General features: G+C 69.9%; 17 protein-coding genes. 7 read left to right on the forward strand and 10 right to left on the reverse strand.

Annotated features, from left to right (window positions below; genetic code table 11):
* Positions 1-470 precede the first annotated feature (470 nt).
* The 3 genes from IEY63_RS14320 to IEY63_RS14330 all read left to right on the forward strand — a co-directional run bounded on the left by IEY63_RS14320 (position 471) and on the right by IEY63_RS14330 (position 4,501).
* Positions 471-1,436 (forward strand): LysR family transcriptional regulator, encoded by a 966-nt coding sequence (locus IEY63_RS14320; RefSeq protein ID WP_189069679.1) that lies wholly within the window; start codon positions 471-473, stop codon positions 1,434-1,436.
* 635 nt (positions 1,437-2,071) lie between these two features.
* Positions 2,072-2,218, forward strand: a complete 147-nt coding sequence (locus IEY63_RS14325; protein WP_189069680.1) for a hypothetical protein — start codon at positions 2,072-2,074, stop codon at positions 2,216-2,218.
* Positions 2,219-2,497: 279 nt separating this feature from the next.
* The gene (locus tag IEY63_RS14330; protein ID WP_189069681.1) at positions 2,498-4,501 is read left to right on the forward strand and encodes an NHL repeat-containing protein; all 2,004 of its coding nucleotides are present in this window, start codon (positions 2,498-2,500) and stop codon (positions 4,499-4,501) included.
* A gap of 95 nt (positions 4,502-4,596) precedes the next feature.
* Here the strand turns inward: IEY63_RS14330 and IEY63_RS14335 are convergent, their stop codons facing one another.
* Positions 4,597-5,781, reverse strand: coding sequence for a hypothetical protein (locus tag IEY63_RS14335; protein WP_189069682.1), 1,185 nt, complete (start codon positions 5,779-5,781; stop codon positions 4,597-4,599).
* A 383-nt stretch (positions 5,782-6,164) separates the two neighbouring features.
* On the opposite strand from IEY63_RS14335, the gene IEY63_RS14340 reads away from it, so the two are divergent.
* The gene (locus IEY63_RS14340; RefSeq protein WP_189069683.1) at positions 6,165-6,884 is read left to right on the forward strand and encodes a VIT1/CCC1 transporter family protein; all 720 of its coding nucleotides are present in this window, start codon (positions 6,165-6,167) and stop codon (positions 6,882-6,884) included.
* A 38-nt stretch (positions 6,885-6,922) separates the two neighbouring features.
* Here IEY63_RS14340 and IEY63_RS14345 read toward each other — a convergent pair whose 3' ends face one another.
* The 3 genes from IEY63_RS14345 to IEY63_RS14355 all read right to left on the reverse strand — a co-directional run bounded on the left by IEY63_RS14345 (position 6,923) and on the right by IEY63_RS14355 (position 9,677).
* A complete protein-coding gene (locus IEY63_RS14345) occupies positions 6,923-7,474 on the reverse strand; it encodes a phosphatase PAP2 family protein (protein WP_189069684.1) in 552 nt (183 codons plus the stop codon).
* Between the two features lie 116 nt (positions 7,475-7,590).
* Complete coding sequence (locus tag IEY63_RS14350) at positions 7,591-7,788, reverse strand: hypothetical protein (protein ID WP_189069685.1); 198 nt, start codon at positions 7,786-7,788, stop codon at positions 7,591-7,593.
* 212 nt (positions 7,789-8,000) lie between these two features.
* Positions 8,001-9,677 carry a glycoside hydrolase family 13 protein gene (locus IEY63_RS14355; RefSeq protein ID WP_189069686.1) on the reverse strand — a complete coding sequence of 559 codons (1,677 nt, stop codon included), beginning with the start codon at positions 9,675-9,677 and terminating at the stop codon, positions 8,001-8,003.
* Positions 9,678-10,008: 331 nt separating this feature from the next.
* Between IEY63_RS14355 and IEY63_RS14360 the strand changes: the two genes are divergently transcribed.
* Positions 10,009-11,454: an eCIS core domain-containing protein gene (locus IEY63_RS14360; RefSeq protein WP_189069687.1), complete on the forward strand. Its 1,446-nt coding sequence runs from the start codon at positions 10,009-10,011 to the stop codon at positions 11,452-11,454.
* A 66-nt stretch (positions 11,455-11,520) separates the two neighbouring features.
* Here IEY63_RS14360 and IEY63_RS14365 read toward each other — a convergent pair whose 3' ends face one another.
* From IEY63_RS14365 to IEY63_RS14385, 5 genes are all read right to left on the reverse strand, one after another.
* Complete coding sequence (locus IEY63_RS14365) at positions 11,521-12,216, reverse strand: ankyrin repeat domain-containing protein (protein ID WP_189069688.1); 696 nt, start codon at positions 12,214-12,216, stop codon at positions 11,521-11,523.
* A 17-nt stretch (positions 12,217-12,233) separates the two neighbouring features.
* Positions 12,234-12,728, reverse strand: a complete 495-nt coding sequence (locus IEY63_RS14370; protein WP_189069689.1) for a GlcG/HbpS family heme-binding protein — start codon at positions 12,726-12,728, stop codon at positions 12,234-12,236.
* A 66-nt stretch (positions 12,729-12,794) separates the two neighbouring features.
* The gene (locus IEY63_RS14375) at positions 12,795-13,430 is read right to left on the reverse strand and encodes a response regulator transcription factor (RefSeq protein WP_189069690.1); all 636 of its coding nucleotides are present in this window, start codon (positions 13,428-13,430) and stop codon (positions 12,795-12,797) included.
* Positions 13,414-15,267, reverse strand: a complete 1,854-nt coding sequence (locus IEY63_RS14380) for an ATP-binding protein (RefSeq protein WP_189069691.1) — start codon at positions 15,265-15,267, stop codon at positions 13,414-13,416. The genes IEY63_RS14375 and IEY63_RS14380 overlap by 17 nt, the downstream gene beginning before the upstream one ends.
* A gap of 87 nt (positions 15,268-15,354) precedes the next feature.
* Entirely contained in the window at positions 15,355-16,584 is a 1,230-nt protein-coding gene (locus tag IEY63_RS14385) for an MFS transporter (protein ID WP_189069692.1), read from the reverse strand.
* Between the two features lie 74 nt (positions 16,585-16,658).
* On the opposite strand from IEY63_RS14385, the gene IEY63_RS14390 reads away from it, so the two are divergent.
* Positions 16,659-17,285: a helix-turn-helix domain-containing protein gene (locus IEY63_RS14390; protein WP_189069693.1), complete on the forward strand. Its 627-nt coding sequence runs from the start codon at positions 16,659-16,661 to the stop codon at positions 17,283-17,285.
* A gap of 160 nt (positions 17,286-17,445) precedes the next feature.
* The gene (locus IEY63_RS14395) at positions 17,446-18,447 is read left to right on the forward strand and encodes an asparaginase (protein WP_189069694.1); all 1,002 of its coding nucleotides are present in this window, start codon (positions 17,446-17,448) and stop codon (positions 18,445-18,447) included.
* A gap of 188 nt (positions 18,448-18,635) precedes the next feature.
* Here the strand turns inward: IEY63_RS14395 and IEY63_RS14400 are convergent, their stop codons facing one another.
* The gene (locus IEY63_RS14400) at positions 18,636-19,391 is read right to left on the reverse strand and encodes an AraC family transcriptional regulator (protein WP_189069695.1); all 756 of its coding nucleotides are present in this window, start codon (positions 19,389-19,391) and stop codon (positions 18,636-18,638) included.
* Positions 19,392-19,460: the final 69 nt, after the last annotated feature.

Here is a 19,460-nt window from a genome sequence, read left to right on the forward strand (position 1 = left end):
GGCCGGCGCCGCAGCGCGACACCCTGCCCGAGCTTCGCCTCGAACGCCGCGCGTCATGGCCTTAGCCGCGCGCCGTGCTCCTCGAACACCTCGTCCACACTGGGCGTATCCAGCAAACCGGTAGAGCGCAGGCAAGCGCACGCCATGCGGCCCCACCTCCAGCGTGAACTGATGCAGGAAGGTCCCCGTCACCGCGCACGCCAGGCCGCATCCACCATGGCTCGACACAGGCCGCCCCCGGCGTGATCTTTCACGTCACAGCGGAGCGCGCCGGTATCATCCGCCGGGCCGCGGCCGTGGCCGTCACGACCTGCGCGGTCAGGGCACGCCGGAGCGGATACGGGACGTCCGACAGGGGCATCGCGGTGAGCGGCACGCCCTGTGTGTCCTCCAAACCCACCGCACGTCTGCTTTTGCCGCGCTGGCGTGTTCCGTCCCCAAAGAGGTCATCCTGCGCTCTAGGATGACGCATGGACCCCTCCGCGCTCTGGCTGAACGAGCACTCACCGCTACTCCGGACTCCGTTGACGGCGCTGCTCGTCGTGGCAGAGGTCGGCAGCTTCAGTGACGCGGCCGAACGGCTGGGCATGGCACAGTCCACGCTCAGTTACGCCGTCCGGCAGGCCGAGGAGGCCCTCGGCGTCGTGATCTTCGAGCGGGGCAGGCACGGCGCGCGCCTGACACCCGCCGGGCAGGCTGTCATGGTGCAGGCCCGGCACGCGGCGCTGGCCGTGCAGGCCATGCACCTGAGCGCGAACGGCCAGCTCAGCGGGACCCTCCGGATTGCCTCGTGCCGGAGCGTTCTGCGCCACCTGATCACGCCGGCCCTCCAGCCGTTCAGTGCGCGTTACCCGCAGGTCAACGTCGAACTGACCGACACCCGAGGTGAGCATGACGAGGTGGCGCACTTGGTCAGCAGCGGCCAGGTGCACCTCGGCCTGGGCCGCCTGCCGATGCCCGCCAGCCTGGTCACCACACCCGTGCTGGGTGACGAGTACCTGCTGGTCAGCGCTGCGAACTCGGCCCCCATGCGCACCTGGGACGATCTACAGGCCGCCCGATTCATTGTCTGCGAGGAAGACTGCGCGCCACACGTGGCCGCACACATCGCCCGCCACGCCACCGCACCCGTACCCGCCGTGCGGCTCCACGATGCCAACGTCGCCCTCGGCATGGTCGCCGCCGGACAGGGCTACACGATCCTGAGCCGACTGGTGGTCACGCCCCTCCTCAGAGGCCTCAGAACCACGCCCCTTCCCGTTCCACTCTGGCGAACCACCGGTCTGGTCACCACGCCAGCCGGCGCGCAGCACCCCCTGGTGACCGCGTTCCAGGATCAGGTCCTGCATCCTGAGGGGCTCAGGACCCGCCTGGGGCCCCTGGCGCGTCTCCTCACCATTCCGGAGCGCCTGACCGCACGGGTTCCGGTTCCCTGAAACGAGCTGAACCGTACAAGAGTCCGGGACTTGGTGACTGAACCCTCCACGCATCGCCCTTCGGCTGGGTGCAGCGGAGCGGACCGGCCTGACCCTGAGGCGGCGACTTAATTGGACTCCGGTGTGCCGCCTCAGACCGTCACCCGTCCGGTCCATCTCAGCGTGTTGTCGGGGGCCATCCAGACAGGGCACGGCGCGCAGGGTGACATCCTCAGGTGCGTGGGGGTGTCGAGAGCGTGACGGGTTTCCCGTCGCGGCGTAGCCTGAAGCCCTGCCCAAATCGGGGTTTGGGGCCGGTCTGGTCTGCCCAGCCCTGGGGGACTCCCGACCCTGGGTTGGCGTGGGCAGGATGGAGGACTTGAGTAGTGCAGATTGGGCGCCGAAACTGCGTGGCGGGCGCCCGGATATGGACAGAGGTGCGTGCCAGTCAGCCCCGGGCGCAGTACTTGGGGCGAGAGGCTGGAGCAGCCCCGTGGGCCTCAAACCTCATCTTGCGAGGGGGGTGACGCAGACACTCTGGAGAGAAACGCGGTCTGGGAGCGGCGTGACCATCCGGGATAGGCCCCGACCCCCCGTTCATGAATGTGAAGTTTTTGACAAAGGGGTACGCTGCCTGACGTGACCCAACCTCCAACGTGCAGCCCGCCCGCCCGCCCGCCCGCGTCACGCCTCAGCGGTACGTGGCCCCTCAACTGACGCCACTGGGGCGCTGGGCGACCGTCACCCTCATTCAGAGCGTCCCCATCACCGGGCAGTTCTTCACCCCCAGGGACCACCAGTGAACCTGCGCTCCCTCGGTCTGGCCGCCCTCAGCCTCACCCTCTCAGCCTGTTCCCCCGCCCGCTCCACCGCGCCCACGCCCACAGCCCCCGTCGTCACCGCCCCCACCGCGCCCGTCCCCCTGGGCCGCATGGAAGTCAGCTTCACGGGCATCGGCACGCAGCTGTACGCCACCAGCGTCCGCGCCCTTGGCCCTGCCCTGCGCGCGCAGGCGTTCAGCAACGTCGCCCAGGGCCACCAGCAAGAGCAGCTTCGACGTCGGCACCGCCGCCACTGGCGGCATGCGCTACCTCTCCGCCACGTACGACGTCCGCAATGCCAGTGCAGACGGCGCCACCGCCAGCCCGGCGGCGCGCAGCAACCTGACCTTCGTGGCCGTGGACGCCAGCGCGCCCGCGACGATCAGCGGGACCGCGGTGAGTAACTTCAAGCGCTTCGACGGGTCCGCGGCCGACGCGAGCCTCGCGCCGAAGATCGTGCCCACGGTCGGCATGACGCTCACGAACGGCGTGCCCAGCGTGAACGCCTCGCAGGCGGACCTGCAGGCACTCAGCAGCAGCGAGGTCACGGCTCTGGGCGTGCCCAGCGGCGCGCGGGACGTGTTCCAGTACGGGTTCGTGGTGCGGAACAAGAGTGGGACGGGGCGGACGCTGCCGGCCAATCCCGGCCCGAGTCAATTCGACGGGCTGATCACGTTCGCGGTGAAACTGCCGCTGCAGGCGAACGCGGCGAATGACCCGTACAGTTTCTCACTGGTGTTCGAGGTGTACGCGGACAGCGCCAACCGGGTGACGCGGGTGTCGGAGGAGACGGTGGCGGCCGCGCAGAGTCGCGCGGCGGCCCTGGGCGCCACCCTCGTCGACGCCGACACCATCTGCACCGTCCGCACTGCCTCGACGAACACGCTCTATGGCCTGGGCGTCAGTTTGACCGCACCTGGCGGCCGGGACGTCTGCTTCGGAAGCGGGAGTGGCCAGGTGCTCACGGCCGTCACCCCGTTACAGGACGTCATCCGGGCGATGGTGCTGCAGCCGGACGGGAAGATCGTCGTCACCGGCACCAGCAACCAGGGGACTGGGCCCACTGCGCCGAACAACAACACGGACGTCGCTGTCGCGCGTTACCTGCCAGACGGCACCCTGGACGCGACCTTCGGCACCGGCGGCACCTTCTCTACTCCGGTAGGAGCGGGAGCGAGTGTCGATACGCCGCAGGCTATCGTTCGCCAGCCGGACGGGAAGTTCGTGATCGCGGGCTCGACCACCAACGCGGGCGGCACCACCGGTACGGACATGTTCCTCATCCGGCTCCTGCCGAACGGCGGTCTGGACTCCTCCTTCGGCACGGCTGGGAAGGTTGTGATCAATGCCGGGACAGCCGCAATCAACAACTTTGCGTTTGGACTGGATCAGCAGTCGGACGGCAAGCTGATCATCGTGGGCTACACGATGGAAGGTACCGCTGCGACCGGCTACGACATCGTCCTGGGCCGCTATTCGAAGGATGGCGCGCCGGACGCCACATTTGGAAGCAATGGGCTTGTCCTGACCTCTATCACGACGAACGGACCCAGTGGGGACCGGGCGCAGGATCTTCAGGTGCTCCCGGACGACACGATCATCGTGGTCGGCACCACCACCCCGGCGGGCACCACCGGAGATACCAACGGCAACGACACCGTACTCCTGAAATACCGCGCCAACGGAACACTCGACACCAGTTTTGGGGGAAACGGGACGGGGTACTCGGTCACGCCGATTGGACCGAACCGGGACGCCAGTGGCGTGCAGACCGCCAGCAACGACATCGCCAATGCACTGGTGGTCCAGCCGGACGGCTCCACGGTCGTGGTCGGCGGCTCCAACAATCTGGGCACCACGACGGGACAGGACATCAGCGTGGTGAAATTCACGGCCGCTGGCGTTCTGGATACCACCTTCGGGAGCGGCGGCAAAGTCTTCGTGCCCATGGTGGCCGGTAGCGTACTGGACGTCGCCAACGCCGTCCAACGGCAACCGGATGGGAAGCTGGTCGTGAGCGGCACCTCGCAGAACACGGGCAGTTCCACCGGACAGGACTTTGCCCTGCTGCGACTCAACGTGAATGGCACGCTGGACACTACCTTCGCCGGAACCGGCAAAGAACTGCTGGCAGTCGGAGCGGGGACCGCGTCCGACCTCGCGAGCGCACTGGTCATTCAACCCAATGGCCGCATCGTGCTCGGCGGTCAGAGCCTGGAAGCCACCAACAACACCAACTTCGCCCTGGTCCGCGTTCAGCCGTAGGCCCTATAGACCAGGGGACCGGCACTGTGGGCGCCGGTCCCCTGGAGGTCCTAGACAGATAGGACGTCACACTGCGTCGCCGTCCTGTATGACCTTCAGTTCGTGGCTCGGCGGAGTTGCAGGCGGTACGTTCCGCTAATGTCCTCCCGCCAGGCGACGATCAGCTGACCCGCGCGGTCTACGACCACGGCCGGGGACCGCGCGTCCCGGTTCGGGTTCAGATTGAGTGGCCCGGTTTGCGTCCAGCTCTGACCGGTCCAGCGGGCCAGGTGGATCTGGCCGGTGCCAGCGTGATCCTCCACCCACGCGAGGACCGGGCGCCCGGCGCGGTCCAGGGTCAGCGTGGGTGAGGACGCGAAGGCGGTGCTGACCGCGCCGCCTAGGAACACCCAGCGGCTACCAGTCCATGACGCGGCGAACAGCGTGTCCTGCCCGCTCTGGTCTTCCAGCCAGGCCAGCGTCACCTGGTTCGCGGGTCCGAGGGCCAGGCGGGGCGCCGTGACGTACCGCCCGGCGTGCCGGCTGACGGGGGAGCCGAGAATCTCCCAGGTGCCGCCAATGTCCCGCTGGACCACCACCTGACCGCTGTCGATCGGGCCCTGCACCCACGCGGTCGTGACCTGCTGCGCGGCACCCAGCGCCAGGGTGGGTTGCCGGACGTCGCCCCGCGTGCTGTTAAGGACGGGGCTGCGGGACCAGCTGCCGTCCTGCCAGCGGCGCAGCGTGAGGGCCGTGCCGGTGCCCTGGCGGGCGTTCTCCCCCCACAGCAGGACGGGCGCGCCTGCCTGGGCGCCCACGGCGCGCATCTTCGCGGCCTGCGGTGAACTGATCCCCAGGTAACGGTCCTTCCAGTTCGTCCACCCGGTTCCGTTCCAGGCGCGGAAGACGACTACGTCGTTGTCGCCGTAATTTTCATTCCAGGCCAGGACGGGCGTGCCCGCCGCGTCTAACGTGAGGTTCAGGTTCGCGGCCGGGCGGGGCTGATCGTAGTTGAGCACGCCGCCCATGGGCGTCCACTCCTGCGCGTTCCACTGCCAGGCCTGCACTGTGCGGGCCATGAAGGTGCCCCGGCCGCTGCGTGCCGCGCCGGCGTCGGTGATCAGCGCCAATGTCACTGGTCCGGTCGGATCAGCTGCGAGCTGCACGTCGCGGATGGACGCACCGGTCGGGAGGCGCGGGGGCGTGAGGACGTCCAGGCCAGCCCAGCCGCCCGCAGCAGCGCGGGGCAGGCCGATCAGGAGGACGAGGATGAACAGCGGCATGTTTCGGGGTCGTGGCATCGTACCTTCCTTCCGCCGAGTTGAGCGTGCCTGCATTGTCCAGCCTGGGCCTGTGTCCAGCAACGCGGCTGGCCGATGGAAAGCGCCGGTTCAATCGGCCCGGTGAATAGAACTGGGCTGCCCGGACAAGTGAACGGTCCACGACCGGGGCTCAGGCTGTAGCTGCACCGTGTGCTGCCTGAAGATCACCGGCCAGCGCAGCCAGCCGTTCGCATGGGCTGAGCGGTGTGAGTGGTGTTCCTGTGAGGGGTCCGCGCACTTCAGGGTTCTGACCGGCGTCCCTGGATTGAAGCGTGAAGTGGCGCTCCGGGTCGCCTCACCCAGTTCGTGGGCCCGCCGGGTCACGCTCAGGGCGAGACGTCACTGACGTGAAGGAGTGTCACATGTACCGAGCGGTCAGCACGCACAAGGAACTGCACTTTACCGGCTCTGAACGGGTCCAGGACATCGTGATCGGCATGAGTGACGGTCTCACCGTGCCGTTCGCGCTGGCCGCCGGGCTTTCCGGAGCGGTCGCCAGTGGGCACGTGGTCCTCGTGGCCGGCATCGCGGAGATGGCCGCGGGCAGTATCGCCATGGGCCTGGGCGGGTACCTCGCGGCGCGCAGCGAGCACGAATCGTACGTGGCGGAACGCGCCCGCGAGGTGCGGGAAATCACGGAGAAGCGGGAACTTGAGATTGAGGAGGTGCGGGATGTGTTCCGCGCCTATGGCCTGGACGGCGCGGCCGTGGAATCCGCGACGCAGGCCATCATCAGCCGGCCGGACACCTGGGTCAACTTCATGATGAAAGAGGAACTGGGCCTTGAGGAACCGGACCCAAAACGGGCGCTTCAGTCGGCCTTCACCATCGGCTTGGCGTACATCGCGGGGGGTGTTATTCCCCTGGCACCCTACGCGCTTCAGCTGTCCCTGCAACAGGCGCTGCTGGTTTCGGTGGTGCTGACCCTGATCGCGCTGTTCGTGTTCGGGGCGCTGAAAGGTCGGTTCACCGGAGCGCCGGTGTGGCGCAGCGCCGTGCAGACGATGCTGGTGGGTGCCGCGGCGTCCGGCGCGGCTTTCCTGATCGCGCGGGCCGTCTCCGGGCTGGGGCCTGGCGCCTGAAGTTCCGGCCGACCGGAAGCCGTCACCGCGTCAAGTCATCAGCGTGGCATGAGCGTTCCCCGGCGCAGCGGCAGGAGGGGCGCGGTCCACCCGCCACTCAGGGGGACGAGGTGCGCCGCGAGGACACTCAGGCCCGCAATGACGACGCTGCCCAGAACGTCCAGGGTGTGGTGCGCGCCGACTCCCAGGCGGCCAGCAGCAATCGCCACGGTTCCCACGGCGAACCCCGGCCACCACCGGCCGAGCCACGCGGCCCATCCGGTCAGGAGTGCCGCGACCAGCACGTGATCGCTGGGGAAACCATTGTCGGTCGCGGCGTGCGTCAGGGGAACGTAGTGCTCAGCCAGGAAGGGGCGGGGGTCGTGAACGGCGTGCCCCAGCAGGAGCGTCAGCAGGACGGCCAGCGTGCCGGACAGGCCGATGCGCACGGCAGTGCCCCGGGTCAGGTTCGCGCGCCGAACGATGAGCAGCGCGGCGAACGCAGCCGCGAGGAGCGCGATCAGATCCGCGGCCAGCACCACCATCACCTGCCTCAGTACCGGGGATTGAAGGGCGGCGTGATGCGCGGCCTGCTGGATCGGATCGGTCATGACCGGAGTCTGCACCTCCGCGGCGCCCCAGCCCATCCCCTAAAAGGAGCAGGCCAGGCGGACCGGCGAGGGCGCTGGGAAACCAGTGGCGACAGGGCGAAGGCGGCGCGGCCGTGCTACGGGCGACTCATCTCGCCGTACAGGTGATCAATGCAGTCATCGATGCTGACGAAATACCGCCGCTCGCCCCGCGCGCCGTCCTTCACGGATGCCCGCCACTGGTCATGGTGTACGCCGGGTTCATGCCAGATGCGCAGGATGAGCACACGGTCCGGTGCTACAGGGAGGTCGGGGCCGACTGGATTCTGGGTCATCGTGTCTCCTTGGGCACCCCGGAGCCGGGTTGCGCCGGAGTGCCGCTGACGCTACCCGGGCCACCGTGACCCGCCGATGATGCCCGCCCCATGACCCAGGAACCGCGCGGCGCCCGTGCCTGAAGCGTGGGTACCGGGTGGCGTTCCGTCGGTGTGGCGTCAGGCCGGACTGGGCCGGCGAGGTCCGCCTGACTGATGACCTCGGCCAGCGGTCATGACGTGGTGCGCTGCTGGTAGACCCGCGCCTCGAACGGCTGGAGGGCCGCCGTGGCGTCCGCGCCGTAGTTGCTGATGAGCAGCTGCGCGTCACCTCGCAGGGGCAGGCCGCCGGGCCAGGGTCCGGGCTCGTCACTGAAGTGCAGGACGGTCAGGATTTCCGTGTCGCCCAGCGTGCGGGTGTACGCGTACACGGACGGATGATCCTCCAGAAGGACGTCGTACCGGCCGTCCACGAGGGCCGCCTGCGCCCGCCGCAGCCGGATCAGGGCGTGGTAGTACCAGTACACGGACTGCGGGTCGCGCTGCGCGGCCTCGGCGTTGATCTGCGGGAAGTTCGGGTTGAGCGGCATCCAGGGAACGCCCGTGGTGAAACCGCCGTTCGCCGAGGCGTTCCAGGGAAAGGGCGTGCGGGCGTTGTCACGGCTCTTGCGCCAGATCATGCCCATCACGTCCGCCTCGCTCAGGTCCCGCTCGAACCGGGCCTCGCGGTAGAAGTTCAGGGTGTCCACGTCCCGGTAGTCGTCGATGGAGTCAAAGTGCACGTTGGTCATGCCCAGCTCATCACCCTGGTAGATGTACGGCGTGCCCTGCAACGTGAACAACAGCGTGGCCAGCAGCTTGGCGGACTGAACCCGGTACGGGCCGTCGTTCCCGAAGCGCGACACCATGCGCGGCACGTCATGGTTGGAGAGGTACAGGCTGTTCCAGCCCTGCCCGTGCAGTTCACGCTGCCACCGCCCAAGCAGGTCCCGCAGTTCCGTCAGCGTCCAGGGCCGGGACGTCCAGCGGGGCGCCCAGTGGGTCCGGTCGGTGTCCAGGCGCATGTGGTCAAACTGGAAGATCATGCTGAGCGTCCCGCGTTCCGGGTGCGTGAACTCCGTCGCCTGCACGGGATCCACGCCGGGCGTCTCACCGACGGTCAGCAGGTCGTGGTGCGACAGGACCTCGCGTTTCATCTCCTGGAGGTACTGCTGGAGGTCCGGGCCGTTGAGGAAGTGTTCCTCCGCGATGGGGTACGGCGTGTGGGCGCCGGTCACGTCCGGGAAGTCCGGATTCTTGGAGAGCATGTTGATGGTGTCCATGCGGAACCCGTCGACGCCCAGATCCAGCCAGAAGCGCATCATGTCGAACACGGCCTCCCGCACGGGCGGATGCGACCAGTTCAGGTCCGGCTGTTCAGGCGCGAAGAGGTGCAGGTAGTACTGCCCCGTCTGCTCATCCAGCGTCCAGGCGGACCCGCCGAAGTGAGACCCCCAGTTGTTGGGCGGACCGCCGCCCTCCGCCGGGGGCCGCCAGATGTAGTAGTCGCGGTACGGGTTGTCCCTGGAGGAGCGGGCCTGCTGAAACCACGCGTGCTGGTCACTGGTGTGGTTGACCACCAAGTCCATGATCAGCTTCAGGCCGCGCGCGTGCGCGCCGTCCAACAGGGCCCGGAAGTCATCCATCGTGCCGAATTCCGGCATGATCGCGCGGTAGTCGCTGATGTCGTACCCGTTGTCCACGTTCGGCGAGGCGTAGACCGGGCAGAGCCACAGCACGTCCGCGCCAAGTTCGGCGACATAGTCAAGCTGCTCGGTAATGCCGCGCAGGTCGCCGACCCCGTCGCCGGTGGTGTCCTTGAAGCTGCGCGGGTAGATCTGATAGACGACGCTCTGTTTCCACCAGCTCATGGGCTTCCTCCAGAACCGGGTGCTGGTCCGGCCGGCACGTGCGCCGGAACGCGGAGTCCGGCGCACGCCGGTGAGGTGGATCGTAGCAGGTGCGTGCCGCCCGCAGGACCGGACTCAGACTGCACCCTGAGGCTGAGCCGCGCGGGGAAGACAGGGCCGGGTTGTTCAGGCCAACGCGCGCGAGGAGGCCCGAGTGCCCGGGCCAGAATGAATGCTTCACGGGCTGAAGAGCGACGCTCCGGATACCGTCAGGTGAGAGAGACGGCCCCCGACCGGAAGGGGAAGGACACGGACCGCCGATCAGGACGCGCGGCGCTGGGCGCACGCGGCCGTGCAGCGGCAGGTCGCGCAGGAGGAAGCGGCGCTGGCCGCCTCGGCGCATCAGGGTGTGGTGCAGCGCGTCCAGGCCCGGCAGGGACTCGGCGAGCCGTTGCCGGTCGCTGTAAGGCGGCACCTGGAACTGGGTCTGAATGCCGATCTGTCCCGCGTGAGGGTGCACACGGACCGGGAAGCGGCGGCCCTTGCGGCGCGGGTTCAGGCGCGGGCGTTCACCAGCGGCCCGGACATCTACTTCGCGGCGAACACGTACGACCCAGGCAGCCGCGCGGGCCTCACGCTCATCGCGCATGAGGCGGCGCATGTGGTTCAGCAGCAGCAGGGCCGGGTCGCGGCCGGTCTGGACCCGGACGCTGCGCTGGAAACCGAGGCCGAGCAGCAGGGTGAACGCCTGGGCCACGCGGTGAACGCCGCGCCGCCCACTGCGCCGCTGTCGGACGCTGCGCCAGCAGGAGCGTCCGCCCACGCCATTCCGGGCGCCGCCGTCCAGCGCGTGATCGGCAAGAGCCTCAAACCGAAGCCGCCGTTCCCCACCAGACCGCTCCGCGACGCCTTCATGAACCGCCGGACCGTCAAGAGCCGGCCGCCAGGCGCGCCCATGTACTTCAACAGCGAGTACAAGGCGCTGCTGCAGGGCCTGCACCGGAAGCAGACGCGCTACACGGTCATCCAGGCCCTGGCGAAGGCGGACCGGCGGTACGTGGCCAAGCACGGGAACGCGCGCATCAAGGCGCAGAATGCTGGCACGCGCATCACCACGCACCAGGCCCTGATCACCAAGTTCCAGAACAACGGGTACGCGACCGGCACGCTCCAGAACAAACTGGTCACCAAGCAGCACGGCAGCGCCGTCGACGCCCTGCTGGGCATGGTGCCGTTCACGGATCAGGACCTCGTGAACGTCTCCAAGGTGGGCGACATGTACAGCAACTTCACCACGCACTTCAACAAGGTGCACGCCCCGGCCATGATCCGCACCGCCAGCGCCTGCATCGACGTCAACCACGCCATGGTGACTGCTGATACCTCCGCGTCCGGGAAGTTCTCCGTGTCCACCAAGGGATCGGTCTTCGAGAGTTTCGTGGACAAGACCGTGCTCGGCGGGTACGGCCGGGTCAGCATCACCAGGCAGCTCACCATGCACGCCAGTCGCGATTCGGACAGCTATGACGCCGCCACGCGCACCCTGTACGACGCCAAGTTCTACGACTCCGTCATGGGCAAGAGTACCAACAACCACCAGTACGACGACTACGAACTGATCCTCAGTCAAGGTCTCGACGCGGACGGCGGCGAGCCGATCGACCACGTGTGCTACGTCTTTCCCGATCAGGCCGCGGCGCAGCTCAACGTGGGCCTGAATAAGGTCGTGAAGGTGGGCAAGGACATCCAGGTGGCCTACGTCCGCGCGGGCCAGAACCCCGTCCTGGTTCACGTCTGAGGGGCGCTGGCGCGGACGCCTGGACGGGCACCACCTGCCTCTCCCGCGGGCGAGTGGCGTGGCCGCTCAGGGAGCGCTGAGCAGTCGGATCATCTCGCGGTACCCGGCGCGCTGCGCATGCTGGAGTGGCGTCACGCCCTCCGGGTCCGCCAGCGTGCGGTCCGCGCCGTGCGCGAGCAGGGCCCGCACGATGGCCGTATGCGCGGGGCCCCCGTCGCCGAGGATCACGGCTTCCAGCAGGGCCGTCCAGCCCAGGTTGTTCACGTGATTCACGTCGATGCGGGTCGTGGCCAGGAGTTCCCGGACGTAGTCGAGGTGACCACGGTCCGCCGCAGGGATCAGGGCCGTGCCGCCGAAGCGGTTCGTGCGGGTCAGGTCGGGATGGGCCTTCAGGATCTCCCGCAGCATCGCGACGCTGCCGGTTTCCCCGGTGATCAGCAGGGCGTTGTTCCGGGCGTTGTCCTGGCGGTCCGGGTCGGCCCCGGCGGCCACCAGCACGCGCGCTGCGGCCACGTGATCACCGGCGGCTGCGGCGGTCAGGGCGGTGCGGCCGCTGGCGTCGGCCGCGTCGGGACTGGCGCCGGCCGCCAGCAGCGCCGCCACGCGCCGCGCGTCACCCGCCCCGGCCGCCGCGAGCAGTTGAGCGTTCAGATTGGACACGGACTGGACCTCCTTGGGGGGCCGCGTGCCGCCCGCATGAGCGGCGTGGGGCGGTGCGGCCAGGGTGACCAGCAGGACGGTCAGCGCAGCAGCCCTGAACATGACGTGCCGCGCCCCGTTTACTGGCCCAGCAGGGTCTTGAGGGCGTCCGCGGCGCACTTCTCGTCAATCAGGCCGCTGGGAGCGCCGCCGACGCCGATGGCGCCCACCACGGCGCTGTTCACGCGCACCGGCACGCCCCCGGCCAGCAGGAGGTACCCGGGAATGTCCGCCAGGCCCGGATTGGCCGCCAGCCCCTTGGCCATCTCGCTGGTTAGGTTGCGGCCACTGGCGCTGGTGAAGGCCTTGCCGAAGCTCGCGCCGACCGTGTGCGGCCCGGCCAGTTCAGCGCGGGCCACGGCGAGGGTCACGCCGGAGCGGTCCACGACGGTGGCGGTCACGTGGTACCCGGCCGCGGCGCAGTTCGCCACGGTCTGGGTGGCCAGTTTCACGGCCGTGTCCAGGCTCAGGGTCGCGACCTGCACGGTGGGTGTGGTCGCCAGTTGAACCGGCGTGGGCGCCTGCTGAGCGGCGGCGGACGTGACGAGCAGGGCGGCCAGGGTGACGTGTTTCATGCCGTCATGCTGGCAGCCTGACGGCCGGGACGCCATTCGGGCCTTTCCGGAGGGACCTCCGTACAATTACGGAGCTCCGCGGGGTTCAGGGTCCGTGACCGGCAGGTACGTGCGCATCAGGTCCGCCAAGGACTGCACCTCCAGTTTCTCGAACAGGCTCGCGCGGTGCGTTTCGACCGTGCGGGCACCGATGCCCAGCACGCGGGCACTCTGCTTGCTGGTCTGCCCGGCCATCAGGCCGCCCAGCACCTCGCGTTCCCGCTCGGTCAGGCGGGCCAGCCGGGCGCGGGCTGGACCGAGCGCCTCCGCCTGCGCCCGGCGCTGCTGATGCTGATGCAGGGCCCGCTGCACCGCTTCGAGCAGCGCCGTCTCGTCCACGGGTTTCTCCAGGAAGTCCACCGCGCCCTGCTGGAAGGCCCGGCGGCACAGGTCCACGTTGCCGTGCCCGGTCAGAATGATGACGGGCAGGTCCACGCCCCGCGCCACAAGCTGCTCCTGAAGCTGCAGGCCACTCACGTGCGGCATGCGGATATCGAGCAGCAGGCAGCCCACGTCCTGCGGCGTCAGGCTGTCCTGGAGCGCCACGCCGTCCGCGAAGGCCTGCACCGGCAGGCCCACGGTGCTGAGCAGGAAGCTCAGCGCGTCCCGCACACCCGCGTCGTCATCCACGAGGTACACGGTCGGTTCAGGAGTCCGGGTCACCGGTCCATTGTGGCAGCGTGAGCGTGAAGCGCGCGCCGCCCGCCACCGCGTTCTCGCCGCTCAGGTCCCCGCCCATGCCCTGGGCCAGCGTCTGCGAGAGGGACAGGCCCAGCCCCAGCCCCTCCCGCTTGCTCGTCTGGAACGGCTGGAAGAGGTTCGCCAGCGCGGCCCCGGTCAGCCCCGCGCCGCTGTCCTGCACGGTCAGTGCCCAGCTGGTCTCTGCCGACCTGACACGCAGGCTCAGGTGGCGCCTCGGCACCCCCGCCATGGCCTCCAGCGCGTTGCGCACCAGATTGAGCAGGATCTGCTCCACCTGCACCGGGTCACCCGTCACGAACGCCGCGGTGGGCAGCGGGGCGTCCACCTGAACGTCCAGGCGGGTCAGGTCCGCCTGGCAGAGGGTCAGGATGTTCCGCGCCGCCTGCACCAGATCCACCTTCACCCGCTGCGCCGGCGCGCGCCGCACCAGCGTGCGCAGCCGCGCGATGATCTCCGCGGACCGCTGCGCCTGGGTCACCATGCCCTGCACCGCCTGGCGCGCCCGCGTCAGGTCCGGCTCCGCCTGATTCAGCAGCCGCAGGCTGGCCTGACCGTAACTCACGATCGCCGTCAGCGGCTGGTTCAGCTCGTGGGCCAGTCCGGCACTCATCTCCCCGAGCGTCGACAGGCGCGACACGTGTGTCAGCGTCGCCTCGTGCTCCCGCACGCGCCGCTCCCCGGCGTCCAGTTGCGCCAGCATGCGCTGCTGGAGCGGCCCCACCTCGCGCAGCGTCAGCACCCGGCCCAGCAGGTGCCCGCCCTCCCCGGTCAGAGGCGTCAGGCCGCCCTCGACCAGGACCCGCTGCGCGCCGCGTTGCAGGGCCGTGCCGTCTGGCAGGGCCACGGCCGCCCGGGCCTGCCAGAATCCCGCTGCGTCGAACGGCGCCTGCGACAACGTGGCCTGAAACTGGGCCGCGCTCCCGATGGCCTGACCCACCTGCAGGCCATCCAGAATGCGCCGCGCCGCCGGGTTCGCCTGCACGACCACGCCGCCCGCGTCCAGCACCACGATGCCGTCCGTGCTGGCCTGCACGATGCCCTGCGCGCGGCGCCGCTCGTCCAGCAGCGTCCGTTCACTGCGCGCCCGGACGATCAGGGCCCGCGCCAGCCCCCACGCGAGCAGGGCCGTGACGGCCACCCACGCCAGCAGCTCCCCCCAGGGCCAGACGGTCCAGGCGTACGCCCGTTCAAAACGGACCGGGAAGGGCTCGAGTGCCGTCCCGAGCCGCTTGTCCACGCTGAAAGCCCACGCGGCGTGCCGCACCGGCGCGGCCTGCCCCAGCACGAGCGCGCCACCGTCCGGGCGGAACAGCTGAACCGTCAGCGGCTCCTCGGGCAGGTCCCGGGCCGGCAGCAGGGCGCCCGCATTCACCCACACGCGCGCGCGCCCCAGGCTCAGGGCGTACCGCGCGCCGCTGCCCGCAGGCCAGTGCACCGACGGGCCGGGCGACGGTGAGAACGGCAGGAGCGGCAGGGCCGCCCGGCCCGGCGCGACCAGCTGACAGCCGGCCGCCGCGCAGGACTCCACCGCCACGATCTGCCGGTACGGACGGATGAGGGTCTGCACGGACCCCCGGAGCGTCCCAGCCGGCAGGTCCTGAGTCAGAAGGGCCGACACGGCGTGCAGCACCGTTTCCTGCTGCTCCATCCGCTGCGACAGCACCCGGTGCAGAACGCGGGCATCCAGATCGAACGCCGCCCGCAGGGCCGCGCGCTGCCCGCTGACCAGCCCCCAGGCGCCCAGCGCCGTGACCGCCAGCCACAGGGGCAGCGTCCACATCCAGACCGGCCGGGGCATGCCGCCCAGGGTACCGGTTCTTCCAGCGCCGCGCCGATACCGTCCAGGGCTGTCCGGCCCGGGGCGGCGCGTCCAGTCCCCGGTGCATCACGGCCGCAGGTCCAGATGAACACCACGCGCTGGACGTTCCGCACAGGCCGCCCAGAGCCACAGCGCGCAGCCCAGCCCCTGCGCCACCCCGGCCACGCCGAACCACACGGGTAGCGGCGCGCGGTCCAGCAGCGGCGCGACCAGCAGCAGACTCAGCGGCATGCCCACGGTCGACACCATGCCCAGCACACTGAACACCCGCCCCAGGAACGCCTGCGGCACCAGCTCCTGCATCAGCGTCTGAAACGGCGTGTTGATCAGACCAAACCCGAACCCCAGCGCCCCGGCCGCCGGGAGCAGCGCCGCAGGCTGCGGCAACGCCCACATCAGCCCGTACGCGCCCGCCGTCACCGCCAGGCCCACCGTGATCAGCCGCCGCGAGTCCAGGCGCGTGGCCAGCAGCGCCACCAGCGCCCCGGCCGCCATCACGCCCACACTTTCCAGCACCAGGAACGTCCCGTACCCCGCCGCCGTCCCGCCGCCCCCGGCGAACAGCTTCGGCAGGGCCGCCGTGACCGGCGCCAGCCCCGCGTTCAGCAGCAGGGCGATCACCGGCGCCAGCGTCAGCGTGCGCGAGCGGCCCATCACCCGCAAGCCGGCGCTCACCTCCGAGAGCAGGCCCGCTGGCCGCTCCGCCGCGCCCGGCGCCGCCCGGTCCGGCAGGGTCACCAGGCCCATCAGGGCGGCCATCAGCAGGAAACTCACGCCGTCCAGCAGGATCGCCAGCGGCGGGGACCAGCGCGTGACAATCCACCCGCCCGTCAGGCTGCCCAGCAGCCACGCCCCGCGACTCACACTGCTGAGCACCGCATTCGCACGTGCCAGCGCGCCAGCCGGCACCAGCAGGGGCACGGCGGCGCTGCTGGCCGGCGCCGCAAACAGGCCCACCAGGCCCGTCAGGACCGCCACGCCATTGATCAGCGCGAGCGGCACCTCACCCCACCGCAGCGCCGCGGCGCCCACACCCAGTTGCAGCGCCCCACGGATCAGGTCCGACGCGATGACCGGCCCCCGCAGATTCCAGCGGTCCACCAGCGCCCCCGCCAGCGGCATCAGCAGGTTCGGCAGGAGCGAACACGCCAGCGTCACGGCCATCTGCCCGGCCGAACCGGTCTGATGCAGCACCAGGAAACTGAGGGCCAGGCCGGCCACGGCGCTGCCGAACTGAGACTGGGCGGTCCCGATCAGCCAGACGGTGAAACTACGGTTCCAGAGAGAGCTGGGCATGCCGGCCAGTGTGCCGACGCCCCAACCTGAAAAAACACCGCACATTTCAGGTTGACGCGCCCTACAGTGACCGCGTGACACCGCATGAAGTGGCCACGTCCCGTCAGGCAGCCCTGCTGCTGCGCCCAGACCTGCGGCCCCTCCTGAACTACCTGATGCAGGACGCCCGCAGCGCCGCGGACGTCGCCCGGCACCTGAACCTCACGCTGGCGCAGGCGTCCTACCAGGTGAGCAAGCTGCACGCCGCCGACGTGGCCACCATCGAGCGGATCGACGCGCGGGCCGGACGACCCGTGAAACGCTACCGCGTGCAGCCCCGGTGGTTCATTCCCTACGACGTGACCGCCGAGGACACGCTGGACGGCTTCTGGCTCACGCAGATCAGCCCGCGCATGGAACGCATCTCCAGTTTCGCAGCCGCACAGCTGCGCGCCCACTCGCCCTCCTGGGGCCTGTGGCTCTCCGGGCACAGCGGTCAGAGTCACCTCGAAATCGGTGACGCCGGCGGACCCGCCCGCAGCATCTTCGAAGGAGACGAACCCCTGATGCTGACCATCGCAGGCCTGCGCCTGACCGAACCGAACGCCCGGCGCCTGAAACGCCTGCTGCTGGACCTGCTCGCCGAGGGCAGCGCCCTCGAAACGCCCGGCGCCACCCCCTACACCCTCAGCCTGATGCTCGTCCAGGGCAGCGCGGAGTAAGCAGAGACGCAGGATTATGAGGCAAACCGGCTGGACAGGGTGAACGCCGCACTTCACCACAGCAGCCTGTGCCGTATGTAAAGCCATCTCGGCCCTGCTGAACGCGCGGCGGGCCTCTGCATCTGAGGTGCGGCGGGTGCGTGGGCCGTAGGCTGAGGGCATGATTCAACTTGATCACGCTGGGACGCCCGGCGCAGTGACCTACCGCCGCGGGGGCCTGGACGAGAGCCGGCACGAGATTCATGTGGCCGTGGTGACCCCGGGCGGGCAGCTGCTCGGAGCCTGCGGTGACCCTGCGCTGGTCACGTTCCCGCGCAGTACGAGTAAGCCGGTGCAGGCCCTGCCGCTGGCCCTGGCCGCCCCGGACCTGCCGGCGGATGAACTGGCGATCGCGTGCGCCAGTCACGCCGGAACCCCGGCGCACCTGGAGGTGGTGACGCGCCTGCTGGCCCGTTCGGGCAGTCGCGTGGAGGACCTGCGCTGCGGCACTCACCCGCCCTTCGACGCCCATGCCGCGGCCGAGTTGATCTGTGCGGGGCAGTCACCCACGCCCCTGCATCACAACTGCTCAGGTAAGCACGCCGGGATGCTGCTGAGCTGCGTGCTGAACGGCTGGTCCCGTGAAGGGTACGCGGCGCCCGATCATCCGCTGCAGGTGCGGATCCGTCAGGCTCATGCGGAGCTGGCTGGGGTCGAGCCGGGCGAGGTGCAGGCGGGGACGGACGGATGCAGCGTGCCGGCGTTCGCGCTGCCGCTGACCGGCATGGCCCGGGTGTTCGCCCGGCTGGCCGACCCGGATGCGGCGCCCGCCCTGCGCCGGATCGCCGCGGCCATGACCGCCCACCCTGATCTGGTCGCCGGTCCAGGGCGACTGGACACCACCCTGATGCCGCAGGTGGACGGCCTGGTGACCAAGATGGGCGCCGAGGGCTTTTTCGGTCTGGGCCTGCGGGAGAGTCGCCGCGGTCCGGTGGGCGTGGCGTTCAAGATCGTCGACGGTGGCGAGCGGGCGCGGCCTCACGTGGCGCTGGCGGTGCTTGAGGCGCTCGGCGTGCCCCTGACCCCGGCGGCGCGGGCGCTGGCGCCCGTCACGCAGCACAACTGGGCCGGGCGGGAGGTGGGGGAGGTGCGGGTCACGTTGCCTTGGACGTGGCACGCCTGACGGGTGGGCGCCCGGCTGAATATGGTGGCCGCGTGATTAGGGGTGCAGGGCTGGGTTCGTGGCGTCACCGACAGTTCAGCGGACCGTGCGCGACGGGTCTCGCGGGCTGAAGAGGCCCTGGCGTTCAGGCGCCGGACGGGCGCGGGGTGAGGCGGGCGTACCCTGGACCGGTGCTCTGCCGGGTCGGGTCACCGCCTGACCTTTGAAGGGGTCGCGGGTTCCGGTGGGAACAGCTCCCTGAACTGGCGGGGCGTGACGCCGACCGCGGCCTTGAACACCCGGCTGAAGGCGCTGTGGTCGAAGTAGCCGCATTCCACGGCGACGCGCGCCACGGGCCAGGCGGTCGTCTGCAGGAGCCGGGTGGCCGCCTCGACCCTCGCGCGCATCAGCAGCTGGCTGGGCGTGACGCCGTACACGCGTTTGATCTGGCGTTCGAAGGTGACCAGGCTCATCTGGTTGCGCGCGGCGAGGTCCGCGATGGAGAGCGGGCGCGCGTAGTGCTCCTGGATGTGCGCCACGGCGTCGGCCAGGGCGGTGCCGCTGCCGGGGGACATAGCGAGGTCCCGTGAGATGCCGATCAGGCCCAGGGTCGCGCCGCCCGGGTCGTGCACGGCGCGCTTGGTGGTCAGGCACCAGCCGGACCGCCCGCCGGTGTACAGGTGCCGTTCCAGGTGCTCGGTGAGGGGTTTGCCCGCCAGGACTTTCAGGTCCTGCTGGGTGTAGCGGTCGCCCAGCGCGGCGGGGAAGAGGTCACTGGCCTGCCGCCCGGTCAGGGCTTCGGGGCTGCGCAGGTGCAGGCGCCGAAGGAGGGTGTCGTTGCCGTACACGTAGCGGCCCTGGTCGTCCTTGATGAACGCGACGGTGTCCGGCAGGAAGTGCAGCAGGTCCAGGAGGGCCAGCAGGCCGGGGCTGCTGAAAGCGTCAGGGAGTGGAATCGGGCGCACAGGGTCCTCCGGGTTCACTATGCCGCCCCGCGCCGGTCCCGGGCGGCACCTGATCCGTGTGGGGGCGGC

The sequence above is a fragment of the Deinococcus radiotolerans genome, assembly GCF_014647435.1.
Lineage (GTDB): Bacteria > Deinococcota > Deinococci > Deinococcales > Deinococcaceae > Deinococcus > Deinococcus radiotolerans.